Here is a 14,840-nt window from a genome sequence, read left to right on the forward strand (position 1 = left end):
AAGGAGGCACGATGCACGGACCCGGACTCGGCGAGGCCGCTCCCACCCGCCGCAGAGTCCTCGGCTTCGCGGGCGCCGCCACGCTCGCCGGAGCCGCCGCCCTGGCCGGGGCCCGTCCCGCCGCGGCCGCCGGACGCTCCTCCACCTTCGACCCGCTGTTCAACGTCCCCCACACCGACAACATGCAGGGCCTCGCCTACCGCCGCGGCCGCTTCTACGTCGGCTTCGACGTGGGCGGCGGCCACGGCGTCATCCGCGAGTACGACGGCGCCGGGACCACCCTCAAGGAGAGCGCGCCGCTCGCCGTCGGGCACGCCGCCGAGATCAGCGTCCGCGACCGCGACGGCCTCCTCTACGTCGCCACCGGAGGGGGCACGAACCCGACCGAGGTCAACGTCGTGGACTGGAGCGGCGAGCCCGAGGTCGTGCGCACCATCGACTTCGGGGCGCTCGGCAACTCCGGCCTGGTCGCGGTCGACAACCGTCGCGACGGCCTGCTCGTGCACGCCGGTCCGGGGGACCAGGGCCCGTTCGTGTTCGCGTTCACCGGCCTCGACGGCACCGTCCGCTCGACCTTCGACCTCGGTTACCAGGGCGTCCCGCAGGGCCTGGAGATGGCCGGCGACAAGGTCCTCTACTACACGAACAACACCATCACCGTGCTGGACCGGGCCGGGAAGATCCTGGAAGCGATCGACATCCCGCTGACGGGGGAGAGCGAGGGGCTGGCGGTCGCGCCCGCGGGCCGCGGCACCCGCGTCTTCTTCGGCTACAACAAGCCGAACCGCGTGTACGCGGTGAAGCCCGTGTTCCACTGACAGTCCAGGCGCGCGGCCGGGTTCCGTCCCCACCTCCCGTCCCGGCCGCGCGCCCTCCTGTTTCTGCGCACAAAGTGATTGACTCCGCGGTCGATATCACGGTCAGCTTAGCGTCCGGCCACCCCCGTTTAGCGGAATTCTCTAGACTGTGAATATTCGGCTGAACGGGCCTTGCTTTTCGCGGTCACTCGGGTAGAAAAAATCAAATCCCTCTTCCCGAGGAGGAAACCCCGTGAAGGCTCCCATCAGGCTGGCCGCACCCCTGGCGGCCGCCTCCGCCGTGCTGGCCCTGACGGCGCCCGCCGCGTCCGCCGCCACGACCACGATCCGCCAGGAGACCGCCGCCGGAGCGCCCTACTCCGGCAACTGGCAGGTCGCCACCGTCGGCGCGCTCACGTTCTCCGTCGACTACCTGGGCGTGAAGGTGACCGGCTCCTGCGACGGCGCCGAACTGCAGGGCACCGTCCAGTCCACCGGCGCGGGCGAGCTGACCGCCGCGTCGATCGGCGCGTGCCGGACCTCCAACGGCCTCAGCTCCCCGGCCACCGACCTGGACCTCGGCCAGATGCCCGACAAGAGCGGGACCGTCGCCTACGACCCGGTCTCCGGGGGCCGCGACGGCTTCCTGTCCATCAACGGCGGCCTGCGCTTCAAGATGGAGGGCAAGATCCTCGGCATCACCGTCACCTGCTACTACGGCTTCCGGACGGGGGGCACCGACGGCCTGCGCTTCGACGTCTACAACCGCGACAACCCGAAGCGTCCGCTGCCGAACCTGGACGACGCGCAGGGAAGGTCGGACGACATCACGCTCGTGCGGCAGTCGGGAAGCAGCGGCCTCTGCCCGTCCAACGGCACCGGAAGCGGCTCGGCCGTCGCCCGCGGTGAGAGCACGCCCGGCTCCGGGGTCTTCGACCGCAAGCTCTACCTGACCTCGTAGGGCCGGCGCGGCGCGCGGAGAGGCGGCCGGGCCCGGGGCCGGTGCAAGGGAGTGATCATCCTCCTCGGGCCCGGCCGCCCTCACTGTGCCCTCGCGGTGCTGGGTCGCCGTGTCGGGGAGAACGACCGGGGGCGTACGGCCGAATCCTTCGGGACGATCGCGAGGAATTCGAGCGTAACTCCGCAGTTCAGTACTCAGTAATGACTGCGTGCTTACAGTTGTTTCCCACGCGTGTCCGAGCCCCGCCGTGGCAAAATCACCCGCCTTTTCCGCGGCGGCGCGCGCGACGCGGTCGTCCTCGCCGGACCACCGGACGAGCCCCGGCGCCCCCGGCGCCGAGGCAGCGCGGCCGACCCGCATCCGGCCCCTGCGGCTCCCCGGGGGAGAATGGGACGCGTGAGAGCGGTGGCCATCTCCGACACCCACGCGCCCCGACGCTGGAAGTCGTGCCCGCCGCGGGTGGCCGAGCACCTGCGGGACGCCGACGTGATCCTGCACGCGGGCGACGTGTGCGTCGCCTCCGTTCTGGACGAACTGGCCGAGTACGCGCCCGTCCACGCCGTCCTCGGCAACAACGACGGGCCGGACGTGGCCGGATGGGGCGCGCCCGAACGCCTCGAACTCGACCTGGACGGCCTCGCCGTCGCGATGGTGCACGACAGCGGCCAGGCCAAGGGCCGCGCCGCCCGGATGCGGCGCTGGTTCCCCGGAGCCGACCTCGTCGTGTTCGGGCACTCCCACATCCCGCTGGACGAGACCGGCGACGGCGTCCGCATCTTCAATCCCGGGTCGCCGACCGACCGGCGCCGCCAGCCGCACGGCACCCTCGGCCTCCTGGACATCGACGGCGGCCGGCTCACCGGGGCGCGGATCGTCCCCGTGACCTGATCCTCGCCCTCGACCGGCGGGGCGCCGCATGGAATCGTCCCCGGAGACGACCGTGAGAACGGGAGGGACCCCGCCATGACCGACCGCGTCACCGTGCACGTCCGCGAGGGGGTCGCCGACGTGCGGCTCAACCGTCCCGACAAGCTGAACGCCCTCGACCTGGCCACGTTCGAGGCGCTCGCCCGCACCGGGGACGCCCTCGCCGCCGACGCCTCCGTCCGCGCCGTGGTCCTGTCGGGGGAGGGCCGCGCGTTCTGCGCCGGCCTGGACTTCGCGAACTTCGCCGCCATGGCCGGTGACGGCGTCGGGCCGGGCGCGGGCGACATCACCGCGCGCGAGCCGGGACGCATCACCAACCTGGGGCAGCAGGCCGTGCACGTGTGGCGGGAACTGCCGCAGCCCGTCGTCGCCGCCGTCCACGGCCACGCCCTCGGCGGCGGCCTGCAGATCGCGCTCGGCGCCGACATCCGGATCGTCGCGCCGGACGCGCGCCTGTCGGTCCTGGAGATCCGCTGGGGCCTGGTCCCCGACATGACCGGCACCGCCGCGCTGATCCGCCTCGTCGGGGAGGACGTCGCGAAGGAGCTCGCCTTCACCGGCCGCACGCTCTCCGGCGCGGACGCCGTCCGGATCGGCCTGGCCACCCGCACCGCCGACGACCCACACGCCGCCGCGACGGAACTCGCCCGCGAGATCGCCGGCAACAGCCCCGACGCGGTCCGCGGAGCGAAGCGCCTGCTCAACCGCGCGGCCGACACCGACCTGGCCGGGCAGTTCCTGGAGGAGTCCCGGACGCTCGGCGCCCTGCGCGGAAGCCCGAACCAGGCCGAGGCCGTCCGCGCCTACTTCGACAAGCGCCCGCCCGCCTTCGCCGACCCGGCCTGACGCGCCCCCCGACGCCGACGAGGCGGACGAGCGAAGCGCGGCCGAACGCGGACCCTCAGGCGATCGGCGGCCACTCCTCGGTCGTGCAAGGCGTGAACGGTTGTGGCCGGGAGAACCGGCAACGTTCGTGCGTCGGTTCGAGCGACGGTTGCGGGTTGGCGGAGGCGCGGATCCCAAGCGGATGAGTGGAGGGGCCTGAGTGCGGATCCGCTCCTGGCGGGCCGGCCCTGGATGCGCCTGACGGTGCCGGATGTCAGCCGAGCGGAAGCTCCGCGGTCACCTCGTCCCCTTCGGCGGTGAGCGCGGCGCCCGCGCTCACCAGCAGCGCGCGAGCGCCGCGGTTGCCCGCCGTCGTCGAAGCGAGGAACCTCGCCGCCCCGGCCGACCTCGCCTCGGCGAGCAGCAGTGCCGTCACACGTGTGCCGATCCCGCGGCCCCGAGAAGCGCGGCTCAACCAGATGCCCGCCTCAACCGCGTCCCCAAGGGGCTGCAGGCGCGCCGCTCCGACCGCTTCCCCGTCGACATCGACCACCCACGTACGCTCCACCGCCGTCACGGGGTCCAGGGATCTCGAGCGGTGGAACTCCAGGAACGCCGTCCGGCGCTCCGGCGTCCAGCCGGGGGCGCCCTCGACCGGAGGCATCACCTCCAGGGGGTCCGCGCCGGCGACGGCCGCATCGAGCAGCCGCGCCAGCGCGGGCTCGTCCAGAAGGGTCAGGGCTACCTCGATCACACACAGAGTCTGCTGTCCACCCGCGAGCCCGCGCGAGTGGATTTCAGCCGGCACGTCCCATCCCGCCCGACCTGAGAGCGACCGCGAGACCACCTTCACCGGGCGCCGGCGCCCACCCGGCCTTGGCCGCTCGTGGTCAGGCGGCGAGGGCCGATCCGAAAGGCAGGTTTCTGATGAGCCAGAAGAGCAGGACGGCGCCGAAGAGAGACCAGATCAGCGCGGGGTGCGCCACCTTCGTCCTCACCGGGCGGTCCAGGGCGCGGGCCCTGGCCCACCGGAGCCAGAAGAACGCCAGAACAGGGAGCATCGCGATGGTCAGGACGTTCAGGCCGAGAGCCTCCTGGAGCCGCCCGTGGGCGAGCGCGTGGACGGTGCGCATCGACCCGCAGCCCGGGCACTGGAACCCGGTGAGGGCGAGGAACGGGCAGGTCGGGTAGTGCCCCGCCTCATTGGGGTCCACCGCGGCGACGTACACGACGGCCGCGACGCAGAGGACCAGTAGTCCGCCGGGACGCAGGAGCCGGACGGCGAGGGACTGCCGGGCACCGCCCGGTACTTCGGGAACCAGCCCGCCCCGAGGGTGCGGGGCGGGCTGGGACTCATCCGTCATCGGTCAGCTGCCGCTGTTCCCCGCCATGGCGATGAGGAAGTAGATGGCACCGACGATCACGCCGAGGACCGCGGACACGATCGCCCAGGTCTTCGCGTTGTTGGAGGACTTGAGCGCGCCGGCCTGGTCGCCGGCCGCCCACTTGGAGTTGACCTGGGCGGCGTAGACGATGGACACGACGCCGGCGGGCAGGCAGCACAGGATCGTGGCCGCGATCGCCCACGGGAGGTGGTTCGGGGGCGGGGAGCCCGCGCCGGAGGTCGGCGGGGGCGGCGGAGCGGGTGGGTAGGCCATGTCGGTACCTCTCCTGTCCTGCTTGGGCTGGGTGATCTCCTTAGATAGATGGTGGCAGGCCACACCAGGTTCCCCCAATCCGCCGCAACCTGGCGGGGAGGCGTCCCGGCGGCGTCTCCGGAGCGCCGATTTGACGCGGGCGCTCCGGCGGCGTAAGTTAACCCCTCGTCCCCTCACGGATGCAGGACGCCCGCATGGCGGCCGGCCGAAGCACGGGGAAACCATCTACGCACCAGCCGACACGGTCTCGCCGTGCCCGGCATGCCGTGGTGGGTCGGAAAGGCTCGATTTTGACAATCGGTCCGGATCTGATGAAATAGCGACACCGCCGGGAAGGAACCGTGCAAGCGGATCCGGAATGGCATATCGGAAAAGCTCGGAATTGACAGTCCGAGCGGAACTGATAAAGTAAGACGAGTCGCCCCGGGGCGGGAAACGCGAAAGCGGATCCAGTGCGGTGGGTGTCCGTTTCTTGAGAACTCAACAGCGTGTTAAAAGCCAGTGCCTTTATCGGCTCGGCCATGTTTTGGCCGGGTCGCCCCGTGCCGCTCTCGCTTTGTCGGGGGTGGTGGGGATTTCTTTGAGGCAATGTCACCTCGTTTGAGGTGGCGATGCTGGGATTGTTTCCTGAGGTTTGGCTGGTCGGGGTTCGCCCCCTGGCTGGTCGTGTGACCTTGATGGAGAGTTTGATCCTGGCTCAGGACGAACGCTGGCGGCGTGCTTAACACATGCAAGTCGAGCGGAAAGGCCCCTTCGGGGGTACTCGAGCGGCGAACGGGTGAGTAACACGTGAGCAACCTGCCCCTGACTCTGGGATAAGCCCGGGAAACTGGGTCTAATACCGGATGTGACCAGCCTCCGCATGGGGTGTTGGTGGAAAGTTTTTCGGTTGGGGATGGGCTCGCGGCCTATCAGCTTGTTGGTGGGGTGATGGCCTACCAAGGCGACGACGGGTAACCGGCCTGAGAGGGCGACCGGTCACACTGGGACTGAGACACGGCCCAGACTCCTACGGGAGGCAGCAGTGGGGAATATTGCGCAATGGGCGGAAGCCTGACGCAGCGACGCCGCGTGAGGGATGACGGCCTTCGGGTTGTAAACCTCTTTCAGCAGGGACGAAGCTAACGTGACGGTACCTGCAGAAGAAGCGCCGGCTAACTACGTGCCAGCAGCCGCGGTAATACGTAGGGCGCAAGCGTTGTCCGGAATTATTGGGCGTAAAGAGCTCGTAGGCGGTTTGTCGCGTCTGTCGTGAAAGCCCACGGCTTAACCGTGGGTCTGCGGTGGATACGGGCAGACTAGAGGCAGGTAGGGGAGAATGGAATTCCCGGTGTAGCGGTGAAATGCGCAGATATCGGGAGGAACACCGGTGGCGAAGGCGGTTCTCTGGGCCTGTACTGACGCTGAGGAGCGAAAGCGTGGGGAGCGAACAGGATTAGATACCCTGGTAGTCCACGCCGTAAACGTTGGGCGCTAGGTGTGGGGTCCTTCCACGGATTCCGCGCCGCAGCTAACGCATTAAGCGCCCCGCCTGGGGAGTACGGCCGCAAGGCTAAAACTCAAAGGAATTGACGGGGGCCCGCACAAGCGGCGGAGCATGTTGCTTAATTCGACGCAACGCGAAGAACCTTACCAAGGCTTGACATCGCCGGAAAACCATCAGAGATGGTGGGTCCTTTTGGGCCGGTGACAGGTGGTGCATGGCTGTCGTCAGCTCGTGTCGTGAGATGTTGGGTTAAGTCCCGCAACGAGCGCAACCCTCGTTCCATGTTGCCAGCACTTCGGGTGGGGACTCATGGGAGACCGCCGGGGTCAACTCGGAGGAAGGTGGGGATGACGTCAAGTCATCATGCCCCTTATGTCTTGGGCTGCAAACATGCTACAATGGCCGGTACAGAGGGCTGCGATACCGTGAGGTGGAGCGAATCCCTTAAAGCCGGTCTCAGTTCGGATCGAAGTCTGCAACTCGACTTCGTGAAGTCGGAGTCGCTAGTAATCGCAGATCAGCAACGCTGCGGTGAATACGTTCCCGGGCCTTGTACACACCGCCCGTCACGTCACGAAAGTCGGCAACACCCGAAGCCCGTGGCCCAACCCTTGTGGGGGGAGCGGTCGAAGGTGGGGCCGGCGATTGGGACGAAGTCGTAACAAGGTAGCCGTACCGGAAGGTGCGGCTGGATCACCTCCTTTCTAAGGAGCATCAACTGGCCGGGTCGCCTCGTGAGAGGGATTCCGGTCGGTGGCTGCTGTTGACAGCGAATGTCTGTCAGGTGGCTGCTCATAGATGTGGAGCACTGGCTACTCAGTCTGCTGGCCGTGCGGCTCAGCTAGTACCGCTTCGGGGGTGACCTCGGGGAGTGGGAAAGGTGAGCTCCGGGCGGCTGGGAGGCTGAACACGCTGTTGAGTCCTGAGGGAACGGGCGCAAGCCCGGGTGACCTCGGATTGCGGGACCAGAACCGCACCTCTTGGTTGGGGTGTGGTTTTGGTGGGCCCGGTTGTTTTTTGAGAACTGCACAGTGGACGCGAGCATCTCTGGTGAACGATGAGAGCTCCTTGGAGTGATCCTCTCTTGTGAGGGGTGTCTTCGGGTTGTTCTTGTTGTTTATCTGCGATTTGTTCTGATCGTTTTGTGTGTTCAAGTTTTTAAGGGCATACGGTGGATGCCTTGGCATCAGGAGCCGATGAAGGACGTGGGAGCCTGCGATATGCCTCGGGGAGTCGGCAACCAGACTTTGATCCGGGGATTTCCGAATGGGGAAACCTGGCACTCGTCATGGGGTGTCGCCGCCTGCTGAATGTATAGGCAGGTTGGTGGGAACGCGGGGAAGTGAAACATCTCAGTACCCGCAGGAAGAGAAAACAATAGTGATTCCGTGAGTAGTGGTGAGCGAAAGCGGAGGAGCCTAAACCGTGCGCGTGTGATAGCCGGCAGGCGTTGCGTGTGCGGGGTTGTGGGACCACCCTGGTCCAGCTGCCGCTGGGCCGAGGAGTTATAAACTGCTCGGATAGTCGAATGGCTTGGGATGGCCGACCGTAGACGGTGAGAGTCCGGTAGACGAAATTTGAGTGGCTTCTGGGTGTGTTCCCGAGTAGCACGGGGCCCGTGAAATCCCGTGTGAATCTGCCACGACCACGTGGTAAGGCTGAATACTTCCTGATGACCGATAGCGGACCAGTACCGTGAGGGAAAGGTGAAAAGTGCCCCGGTGAGGGGTCGTGAAATAGTACCTGAAACCGTGTGCCTACAAGCCGTCAGAGCCTCCTCGGCGACTCTTCGGGGTTGTTGTTGGTGATGGCGTGCCTTTTGAAGAATGAGCCTGCGAGTTATGGTGTGTGGCGAGGTTAACCGGTGGCGGGTAGCCGTAGCGAAAGCGAGTCTGAATAGGGCGTTTTTAGTCGCATGCTGTAGACCCGAAGCGGAGTGATCTAGCCATGGGCAGGGTGAAGCGCCGGTAAGACGGTGTGGAGGCCCGAACCCACCAGGGTTGAAAACCTGGGGGATGACCTGTGGTTAGGGGTGAAAGGCCAATCAAACTCCGTGATAGCTGGTTCTCCCCGAAATGCATTTAGGTGCAGCGTCGCGTGTTTCTTGCCGGAGGTAGAGCTACTGGATGGCTGATGGGCCCTACCAGGTTACTGACGTCAGCCAAACTCCGAATGCCGGTAAGTGAGAGCGTGGCAGTGAGACTGCGGGGGATAAGCTTCGTAGTCGAGAGGGAAACAGCCCAGATCATCGGCTAAGGCCCCTAAGCGTGTGCTAAGTGGGAAAGGATGTGGAGTTGCTGTGACAACCAGGAGGTTGGCTTAGAAGCAGCCACCCTTGAAAGAGTGCGTAATAGCTCACTGGTCAAGTGATTCCGCGCCGACAATGTAGCGGGGCTCAAGCACACCGCCGAAGCCGTGGCATTGGCACCATGTGGTGTTGATGGGTAGGGGAGCGTCCTGTATCCGGTGAAGCCTCGGGGTGACCCAGGGGTGGAGGGTGCGGGAGTGAGAATGCAGGCATGAGTAGCGAATCACACGTGAGAAACGTGTGCGCCGGATGACCAAGGGTTCCTGGGGCAGGCTAATCCGCCCAGGGTAAGTCGGGACCTAAGGCGAGGCCGACAGGCGTAGTCGATGGACAACGGGTTGATATTCCCGTACCCGCTGGTATGCGCCAACGCTGAACCTTCTGATGCTAACCACCCGAACTGTTCTTTGGGCCTTCGGGCCTGGTGGATGGGGAGCGTGGGACCCGAGGGGGTAGTAGGTGAGTGATGGGGTGACGCAGGAGGGTAGCTCAGCCCGGGCGATGGTTGTCCCGGGGTAAGGCTGTAGGGAGAGAGACAGGTAAATCCGTCTCTCGCGTATCCTGAGAGCTGATGCCGAGCCGTTTTAGGTGAAGTGAGTGATCCCATGCTGCCGAGAAAAGCCTCTAGCGAGTGTACCGGCGGCCCGTACCCCAAACCGACTCAGGTGGTCAGGTAGAGAATACCAAGGCGATCGGGTGAACTGTGGTTAAGGAACTCGGCAAATTGCCCCCGTAACTTTGGGAGAAGGGGGACCTTGCCTGGTGATGGCATTTTCTGTCTGAGCTGGGTGGGGTCGCAGAGGCCAGGGGGAAGCGACTGTTTACTAAAAACACAGGTCCGTGCGAAGTCGTAAGACGCTGTATACGGACTGACGCCTGCCCGGTGCCGGAACGTTAAGAGGACCGGTTAGGGGGACTTGTTCCTTCGAAGCTGAGAATCTAAGCGCCGGTAAACGGCGGTGGTAACTATAACCATCCTAAGGTAGCGAAATTCCTTGTCGGGTAAGTTCCGACCTGCACGAATGGCGTAACGACTTCCCCGCTGTCTCAACCACAGGCCCGGCGAAATTGCAGTACGAGTAAAGATGCTCGTTTCGCGCAGCAGGACGGAAAGACCCCGGGACCTTCACTATAGCTTGGCATTGGCGCTTGGAGCGTCTTGTGTAGGATAGGTGGGAGACTCTGAAGCTCAGACGCCAGTTTGGGTGGAGTCATTGGTGAAATACCACTCTGGTCGTTTTGAGCGTCTAACCCGCACCCGTGTATCCGGGTGGGGGACAGTGCCTGGTGGGTAGTTTAACTGGGGCGGTTGCCTCCCAAAATGTAACGGAGGCGCCCAAAGGTTCCCTCAGCCTGGTTGGCAATCAGGTGGCGAGTGCAAGGGCACAAGGGAGCTTGACTGTGAGACGGACGTGTCGAGCAGGTGCGAAAGCAGGGCCTAGTGATCCGGCACCTACGTGTGGAAGTGGTGTCGCTCAACGGCTAAAAGGTACCCCGGGGATAACAGGCTGATCTTCCCCAAGAGTCCATATCGACGGGATGGTTTGGCACCTCGATGTCGGCTCGTCGCATCCTGGGGCTGGAGTAGGTCCCAAGGGTTGGGCTGTTCGCCCATTAAAGCGGCACGCGAGCTGGGTTTAGAACGTCGCGAGACAGTTCGGTCCCTATCCGCTGTGCGCGTAGGAGAATTGTGAGGGTCTGTCCCTAGTACGAGAGGACCGGGACGGACGAACCTCTGGTGTGCCAGTTGTCCCGCCAGGGGCACGGCTGGTTGGCTACGTTCGGTCGGGATAACCGCTGAAAGCATCTAAGCGGGAAGCCTTCCTCGAGATGAGTTCTCCCACCCCTTTGTGGGTGTAAGGCCCCCGGTAGACGACCGGGTTGATAGGCCGGAGATGGAAGCGCGGTAACGTGTGGAGTCGACCGGTACTAATAGGCCGAGTGGCTTGAACACACTGAACGTTCAGAGTGAGTCGCTGTGTGAGTTGTTCGCGTCCCTGTGTGGTTCCCAGGAAACAACCGGGAACCCGTGTTGATAAGTGAATGTCGAGCCGAATGGTTCGAACGTGGATTTGCCCGCCCCTTTGGGGTGGTGCGTTGAGACGTTCGGTGGTTTTGGCGAGGGGGAAACACCCGGTCCCATCCCGAACCCGGAAGTTAAGCCCTTCAGCGCCGATGGTACTGCATGGGGGACCGTGTGGGAGAGTAGGACGCCGCCGGACATATATTGGTCGAGGGTCGCCCCGATTTGCGGGGCGGCCCTCGACGCATGTCGGGGACTTGGCGAAGTAGGCTGAAGAGTCCACCGAACCACCATCAAGAACAGTGACGGACGTGATGAGCGCGGAAGAGGACGGCCGCGGCGACGACAGCCGCGAGCGGCGAGGCGGCAACGGGCGGCGGGACACGCCGGCCCGTCGTGGAGGCGATGCCCGCGGCGGCCAGGGAGGGCCCGGAGCCCGCAAGGGCGGTGGTCCCCGCGGCGGGGGATTCCGCGCCGGCGGCCCGCAGGGCGGGCGAGGCCGTCCCGGCGGCAGGCAGGAGCGGGATGCGCGCGGTCAGCGCGATGACCGGAAGCCCGGCCGTCCGTTCAAGCGCTCGGACGACCGGCGTGACGAGCGTCGTCCCGAATCCCGCGAGGGCCGCCCCGAGGGCCGTTTCAGCGGCCAGCGCGGCGAGCGCAAGGAAGGCCGGTTCGCTGGCCCGCGCGATGAGCGCAAGGACAGCCGGTTCTCCGGTCAGGGGGGCGAGCGTCGGGACGGGCGTTTCTCCGGCTCGCGCGGTGAGCGCAAGGAAGGCCGGTTCTCCGGCCCGCGCGATGAGCGCAAGGACAGCCGGTTCTCCGGTCAGGGGGGCGAGCGTCGGGACGGGCGTTTCTCCGGTCCGCGCGGTGAGCGCAAGGAAGGCCGGTTCTCCGGCCCGCGCGATGAGCGCAAGGACAGCCGGTTCTCCGGTCAGGGGGGCGAGCGTCGGGACGGGCGTTTCTCCGGCTCGCGCGGTGAGCGCAAGGAAGGCCGGTTCTCCGGCCCGCGCGATGAGCGCAAGGACGGTCGTTTCTCCGGTCAGGGGGGCGAGCGTAAGGACGGTCGTTTCTCTGGCCCGCGCGGTGAGCGCAGGGAAGGGCGGTTCTCCGGTCAGAGTGGGGAGCGCCGGGAAGGCCGCTTCCCCAGCCAGGGCGGGGAGCGTCGGGACGGTCGTTTCTCTGGCCCGCGCGGTGAGCGTAAGGAAGGCCGGTACTCCGGCCCGCGTGATGAGCGTAGGGACGACCGGTTCTCCGGGCAGGGGGGCGAGCGGCGGGAAGGCCGGCCGTCTGACAGTCGTGCGCCCAGCGCGGGGCAGGGTGGCGGCGGACCGCGTCGAGACGGGCGTCCGGGAGGATTCCAGGGCCGCGGCGGCCAGGGTGAGCGTCGCTCCCAGGGCCGCCCGCAGGATCGCCCGTTCAAGGGGCGACGTGACGAGCGCGACGAGCGCCGTCCGGGCGCGCGGCGGTTCGAAGGCAAGCGCGAGGGGCGTCCGGGAGAGCGCGACAAGCCGTCGTTCCGGGACCGTGGTGGACCGCGGCGCCCCCAGGAGGGCGGGCGCTCCTACGGGCCGCCTCGCGATCGCAGGGAACGGCCGGCGCGGTACGAGGAGCGGGAGCGGCCGGCGCCGAAGCACGACGATCCGCTGCTGCCCGAGGACGTCACCGGCGACGAACTGGACGTGGAGGCCCGCGAGGAGCTGCGCACGCTGCCGAAGGAGCTGGCGGTGAAGGTCGCCCGCCACCTGGTGATGGCGGGACGCCTCGCCGAGGACGAGCCCGAGCAGTCCTACCGCCACGCGAAGGCGGCCCGGCGGCTCGCGTCCCGCGTCGGGATCGTGCGGGAGGCGGCGGGGATCGCGGCGTACCACGCGGGCGAGTGGGCGGAGGCCCTCGCCGAGCTGCGGGCCGCGCGGCGCCTCGGCGCCGGCGACTACTCCTACCTGCCCGTCATGGCCGACTGCGAGCGCGGTCTCGGGCGGCCCGAACGCGCCCTCGACCTGGTCAAGTCGCCGGAGGCGGACAGGCTCGACCCGACGGGGCGCGTGGAGCTGCGCATCGTGGAGTCGGGCGTGCGGCGCGACATGGGCCAGACCGACGCGGCCGTGGTGACCCTGCAGATCCCGGAGCTGCGCGACCGGCGGCTCCGGCCGTGGTCGATGCGGCTGTTCTACGCCTACGCGGACGCGCTCGTCGAGGCGGGACGCGAGAGCGAGGCGTCCGACTGGTTCGCGCGCGCCGCCGCGGCCGACCGCGACGGGGAGACCGACGCGGCCGAACGCTACGCCGAGCTCGAAGGCCTCGAAATCCTCGATACGGAAGAGGAAGAGGAAGAGGAAGAGGCCTCCAGCGGAGTCCAGGTGGAGGAGTCCGCCGAACCGCCGGTGGAGGAGTCCGCCGAACCGGAGCAGCCGGACGAGCCGGAGGAGCCGGAGCCCGTCGAGGCGTCGGCGACCGACATCGCGTTCCGCGCGGCCGAGCCCGAGGTGCTGGACGCGCCGGACGAGGGCGCGCCCGAGGCTCCGGCGGTCTTCCTGGAGCCGAAGCAGGCCGACGAGGAGCGGCCGCAGGGGGACTGACCTCCGGTACTTGACTGGCGGGTAGGTTTCCCGGATATTCACGGGACCGCGCCGTTCGGGGGGCCGCCGGATGCGTCCGGTGGAGATCGACTCTTTGGAGTTGCCATGCCCCTGGCCCGACGCACGTTCCTGCGCGCCGCCGCCGTCGCCGGCGGGACGACCGCCTTCTCCGGCGCCCTGTGGCAGCGGGCCTTCGCGGCGGGCCCGGCCCAGCCCGGCCCGAGCCCGTACGGGCCGCTGCTGTCCGCGGACGGCAACGGCGTGCAGCTGCCGCAGGGGTTCACCAGCCGGGTCGTGGCGCGCTCGCTCCAGCGCGTCGAGGGGACGAGGTACACGTGGCACCCGGCACCCGACGGGGGCGCGTGCTTCCGCGACGGGGACGGCTGGATCTACGTCAGCAACTCGGAGGTGCCCGCGGTCGGCGGGGTGTCGGCCATGCGGTTCGACGCGTCCGGGAAGGTGACGTCGGCGTACCGGATCCTGAACGGCACCTCGCTGAACTGCTCCGGAGGGGCCACGCCGTGGGGGACGTGGCTGTCGTGCGAGGAGCACGACCTCGGCCTCGTCCACGAGACGGACCCGCGCGGCCAGAAGGGCGCGGTGTCCCGGCCGGCGCTGGGGCGGTTCAAGCACGAGGCGGCGGCCTCCGATCCCGAGCGCAAGGTCGTCTACCTCACCGAGGACCAGTCGGACGGCTGCTTCTACCGGTTCCGGCCGCAGACCTGGGGCGACCTGTCGTCCGGGACGCTCGAGGTGCTGGTCGGCTCCGGAACCGGCCCCGTCCAGTGGGCGAAGGTGCCGAACCCCCAGATGTGGCTCACGCCGACCCGGGACCAGGTGGACGGCGCCATGCGCTTCCACGCCGGGGAGGGCTGCTACTACTCGCGCGGCGTCTGCTACTTCACCACCAAGGGCGACAACCGCGTGTGGGCGTACGACGCGGCCGCCGCGCGGCTGGACATCGCCTACGACGACGACCTCGTCACCGGCGGGGAGGCGCCCCTGCACGGGGTCGACGCGGTGACCGCGGCGGCGTCCGGCGACCTGTACGTCGCCGAGGACGGCGACAACATGGAGATCAACCTCATCACCGCCGAGGGGATCGTGACGCCCTTCCTGCGCGTGCTCGGCCATGACGAGTCGGAGGTCACCGGGACGGCGTTCAGCCCGGACGGGTCGCGCCTGTACTTCTCGTCGCAGCGCGGCAAGAGCGGGTTCGTCGCGGGGACGGACGGCTACACCTTCGAGGTGACGGGCCCGTTCCGCCGCTGACGTGACC

General features: G+C 67.5%; 10 protein-coding genes and 3 rRNA genes. 9 read left to right on the forward strand and 4 right to left on the reverse strand.

Annotated elements, in window-relative coordinates:
• Positions 1 to 11: 11 nt before the first annotated feature.
• From ACQEU6_RS04465 to ACQEU6_RS04480, 4 genes are all read left to right on the forward strand, one after another.
• Positions 12 to 818: a hypothetical protein gene (locus ACQEU6_RS04465; RefSeq protein WP_499329318.1), complete on the forward strand. Its 807-nt coding sequence runs from the start codon at positions 12 to 14 to the stop codon at positions 816 to 818.
• 232 nt (positions 819 to 1,050) lie between these two features.
• Entirely contained in the window at positions 1,051 to 1,758 is a 708-nt protein-coding gene (locus ACQEU6_RS04470) for a hypothetical protein (protein ID WP_499329319.1), read from the forward strand.
• Between the two features lie 387 nt (positions 1,759 to 2,145).
• On the forward strand, positions 2,146 to 2,646 hold the full coding sequence (locus tag ACQEU6_RS04475; protein ID WP_499329320.1) for a metallophosphoesterase family protein: 501 nt from the start codon (positions 2,146 to 2,148) through the stop codon (positions 2,644 to 2,646).
• A 75-nt stretch (positions 2,647 to 2,721) separates the two neighbouring features.
• Complete coding sequence (locus ACQEU6_RS04480) at positions 2,722 to 3,531, forward strand: crotonase/enoyl-CoA hydratase family protein (RefSeq protein ID WP_499329321.1); 810 nt, start codon at positions 2,722 to 2,724, stop codon at positions 3,529 to 3,531.
• 253 nt (positions 3,532 to 3,784) lie between these two features.
• Here the strand turns inward: ACQEU6_RS04480 and ACQEU6_RS04485 are convergent, their stop codons facing one another.
• From ACQEU6_RS04485 to ACQEU6_RS04495, 3 genes are all read right to left on the reverse strand, one after another.
• Positions 3,785 to 4,264, reverse strand: a complete 480-nt coding sequence (locus tag ACQEU6_RS04485; RefSeq protein WP_499329322.1) for a GNAT family N-acetyltransferase — start codon at positions 4,262 to 4,264, stop codon at positions 3,785 to 3,787.
• 136 nt (positions 4,265 to 4,400) lie between these two features.
• On the reverse strand, positions 4,401 to 4,874 hold the full coding sequence (locus ACQEU6_RS04490; RefSeq protein WP_499329323.1) for a DUF2752 domain-containing protein: 474 nt from the start codon (positions 4,872 to 4,874) through the stop codon (positions 4,401 to 4,403).
• A gap of 3 nt (positions 4,875 to 4,877) precedes the next feature.
• On the reverse strand, positions 4,878 to 5,168 hold the full coding sequence (locus ACQEU6_RS04495; protein WP_499329324.1) for a CD225/dispanin family protein: 291 nt from the start codon (positions 5,166 to 5,168) through the stop codon (positions 4,878 to 4,880).
• A 674-nt stretch (positions 5,169 to 5,842) separates the two neighbouring features.
• On the opposite strand from ACQEU6_RS04495, the gene ACQEU6_RS04500 reads away from it, so the two are divergent.
• The 3 genes from ACQEU6_RS04500 (at position 5,843) to rrf (ending at position 11,184) form a co-directional block, all read left to right on the forward strand.
• Positions 5,843 to 7,358 (forward strand): 16S ribosomal RNA (locus ACQEU6_RS04500).
• A 444-nt stretch (positions 7,359 to 7,802) separates the two neighbouring features.
• Positions 7,803 to 10,916 (forward strand): 23S ribosomal RNA (locus ACQEU6_RS04505).
• Between the two features lie 151 nt (positions 10,917 to 11,067).
• Positions 11,068 to 11,184, forward strand: a 5S ribosomal RNA gene (rrf, locus tag ACQEU6_RS04510).
• Together the 16S, 23S and 5S rRNA genes form the textbook arrangement of a ribosomal RNA operon.
• A gap of 94 nt (positions 11,185 to 11,278) precedes the next feature.
• Here the strand turns inward: rrf and ACQEU6_RS04515 are convergent.
• Positions 11,279 to 12,727 carry a hypothetical protein gene (locus ACQEU6_RS04515; protein ID WP_499329325.1) on the reverse strand — a complete coding sequence of 483 codons (1,449 nt, stop codon included), beginning with the start codon at positions 12,725 to 12,727 and terminating at the stop codon, positions 11,279 to 11,281.
• Between ACQEU6_RS04515 and ACQEU6_RS04520 the strand changes: the two genes are divergently transcribed.
• Both ACQEU6_RS04520 and ACQEU6_RS04525 read left to right on the forward strand, forming a co-directional pair.
• Positions 12,665 to 13,561, forward strand: coding sequence for a hypothetical protein (locus tag ACQEU6_RS04520; RefSeq protein ID WP_499329326.1), 897 nt, complete (start codon positions 12,665 to 12,667; stop codon positions 13,559 to 13,561). The two genes, ACQEU6_RS04515 and ACQEU6_RS04520, sit on opposite strands and share 63 nt — an antisense overlap.
• A 105-nt stretch (positions 13,562 to 13,666) precedes the next feature.
• Positions 13,667 to 14,833 (forward strand): alkaline phosphatase PhoX, encoded by a 1,167-nt coding sequence (locus tag ACQEU6_RS04525; RefSeq protein WP_499329327.1) that lies wholly within the window; start codon positions 13,667 to 13,669, stop codon positions 14,831 to 14,833.
• Positions 14,834 to 14,840 lie beyond the last annotated feature (7 nt).

Origin of the sequence: Spirillospora sp. CA-108201 (genome assembly GCF_050936235.1) — a bacterium.
GTDB lineage: Bacteria > Actinomycetota > Actinomycetes > Streptosporangiales > Streptosporangiaceae > Spirillospora.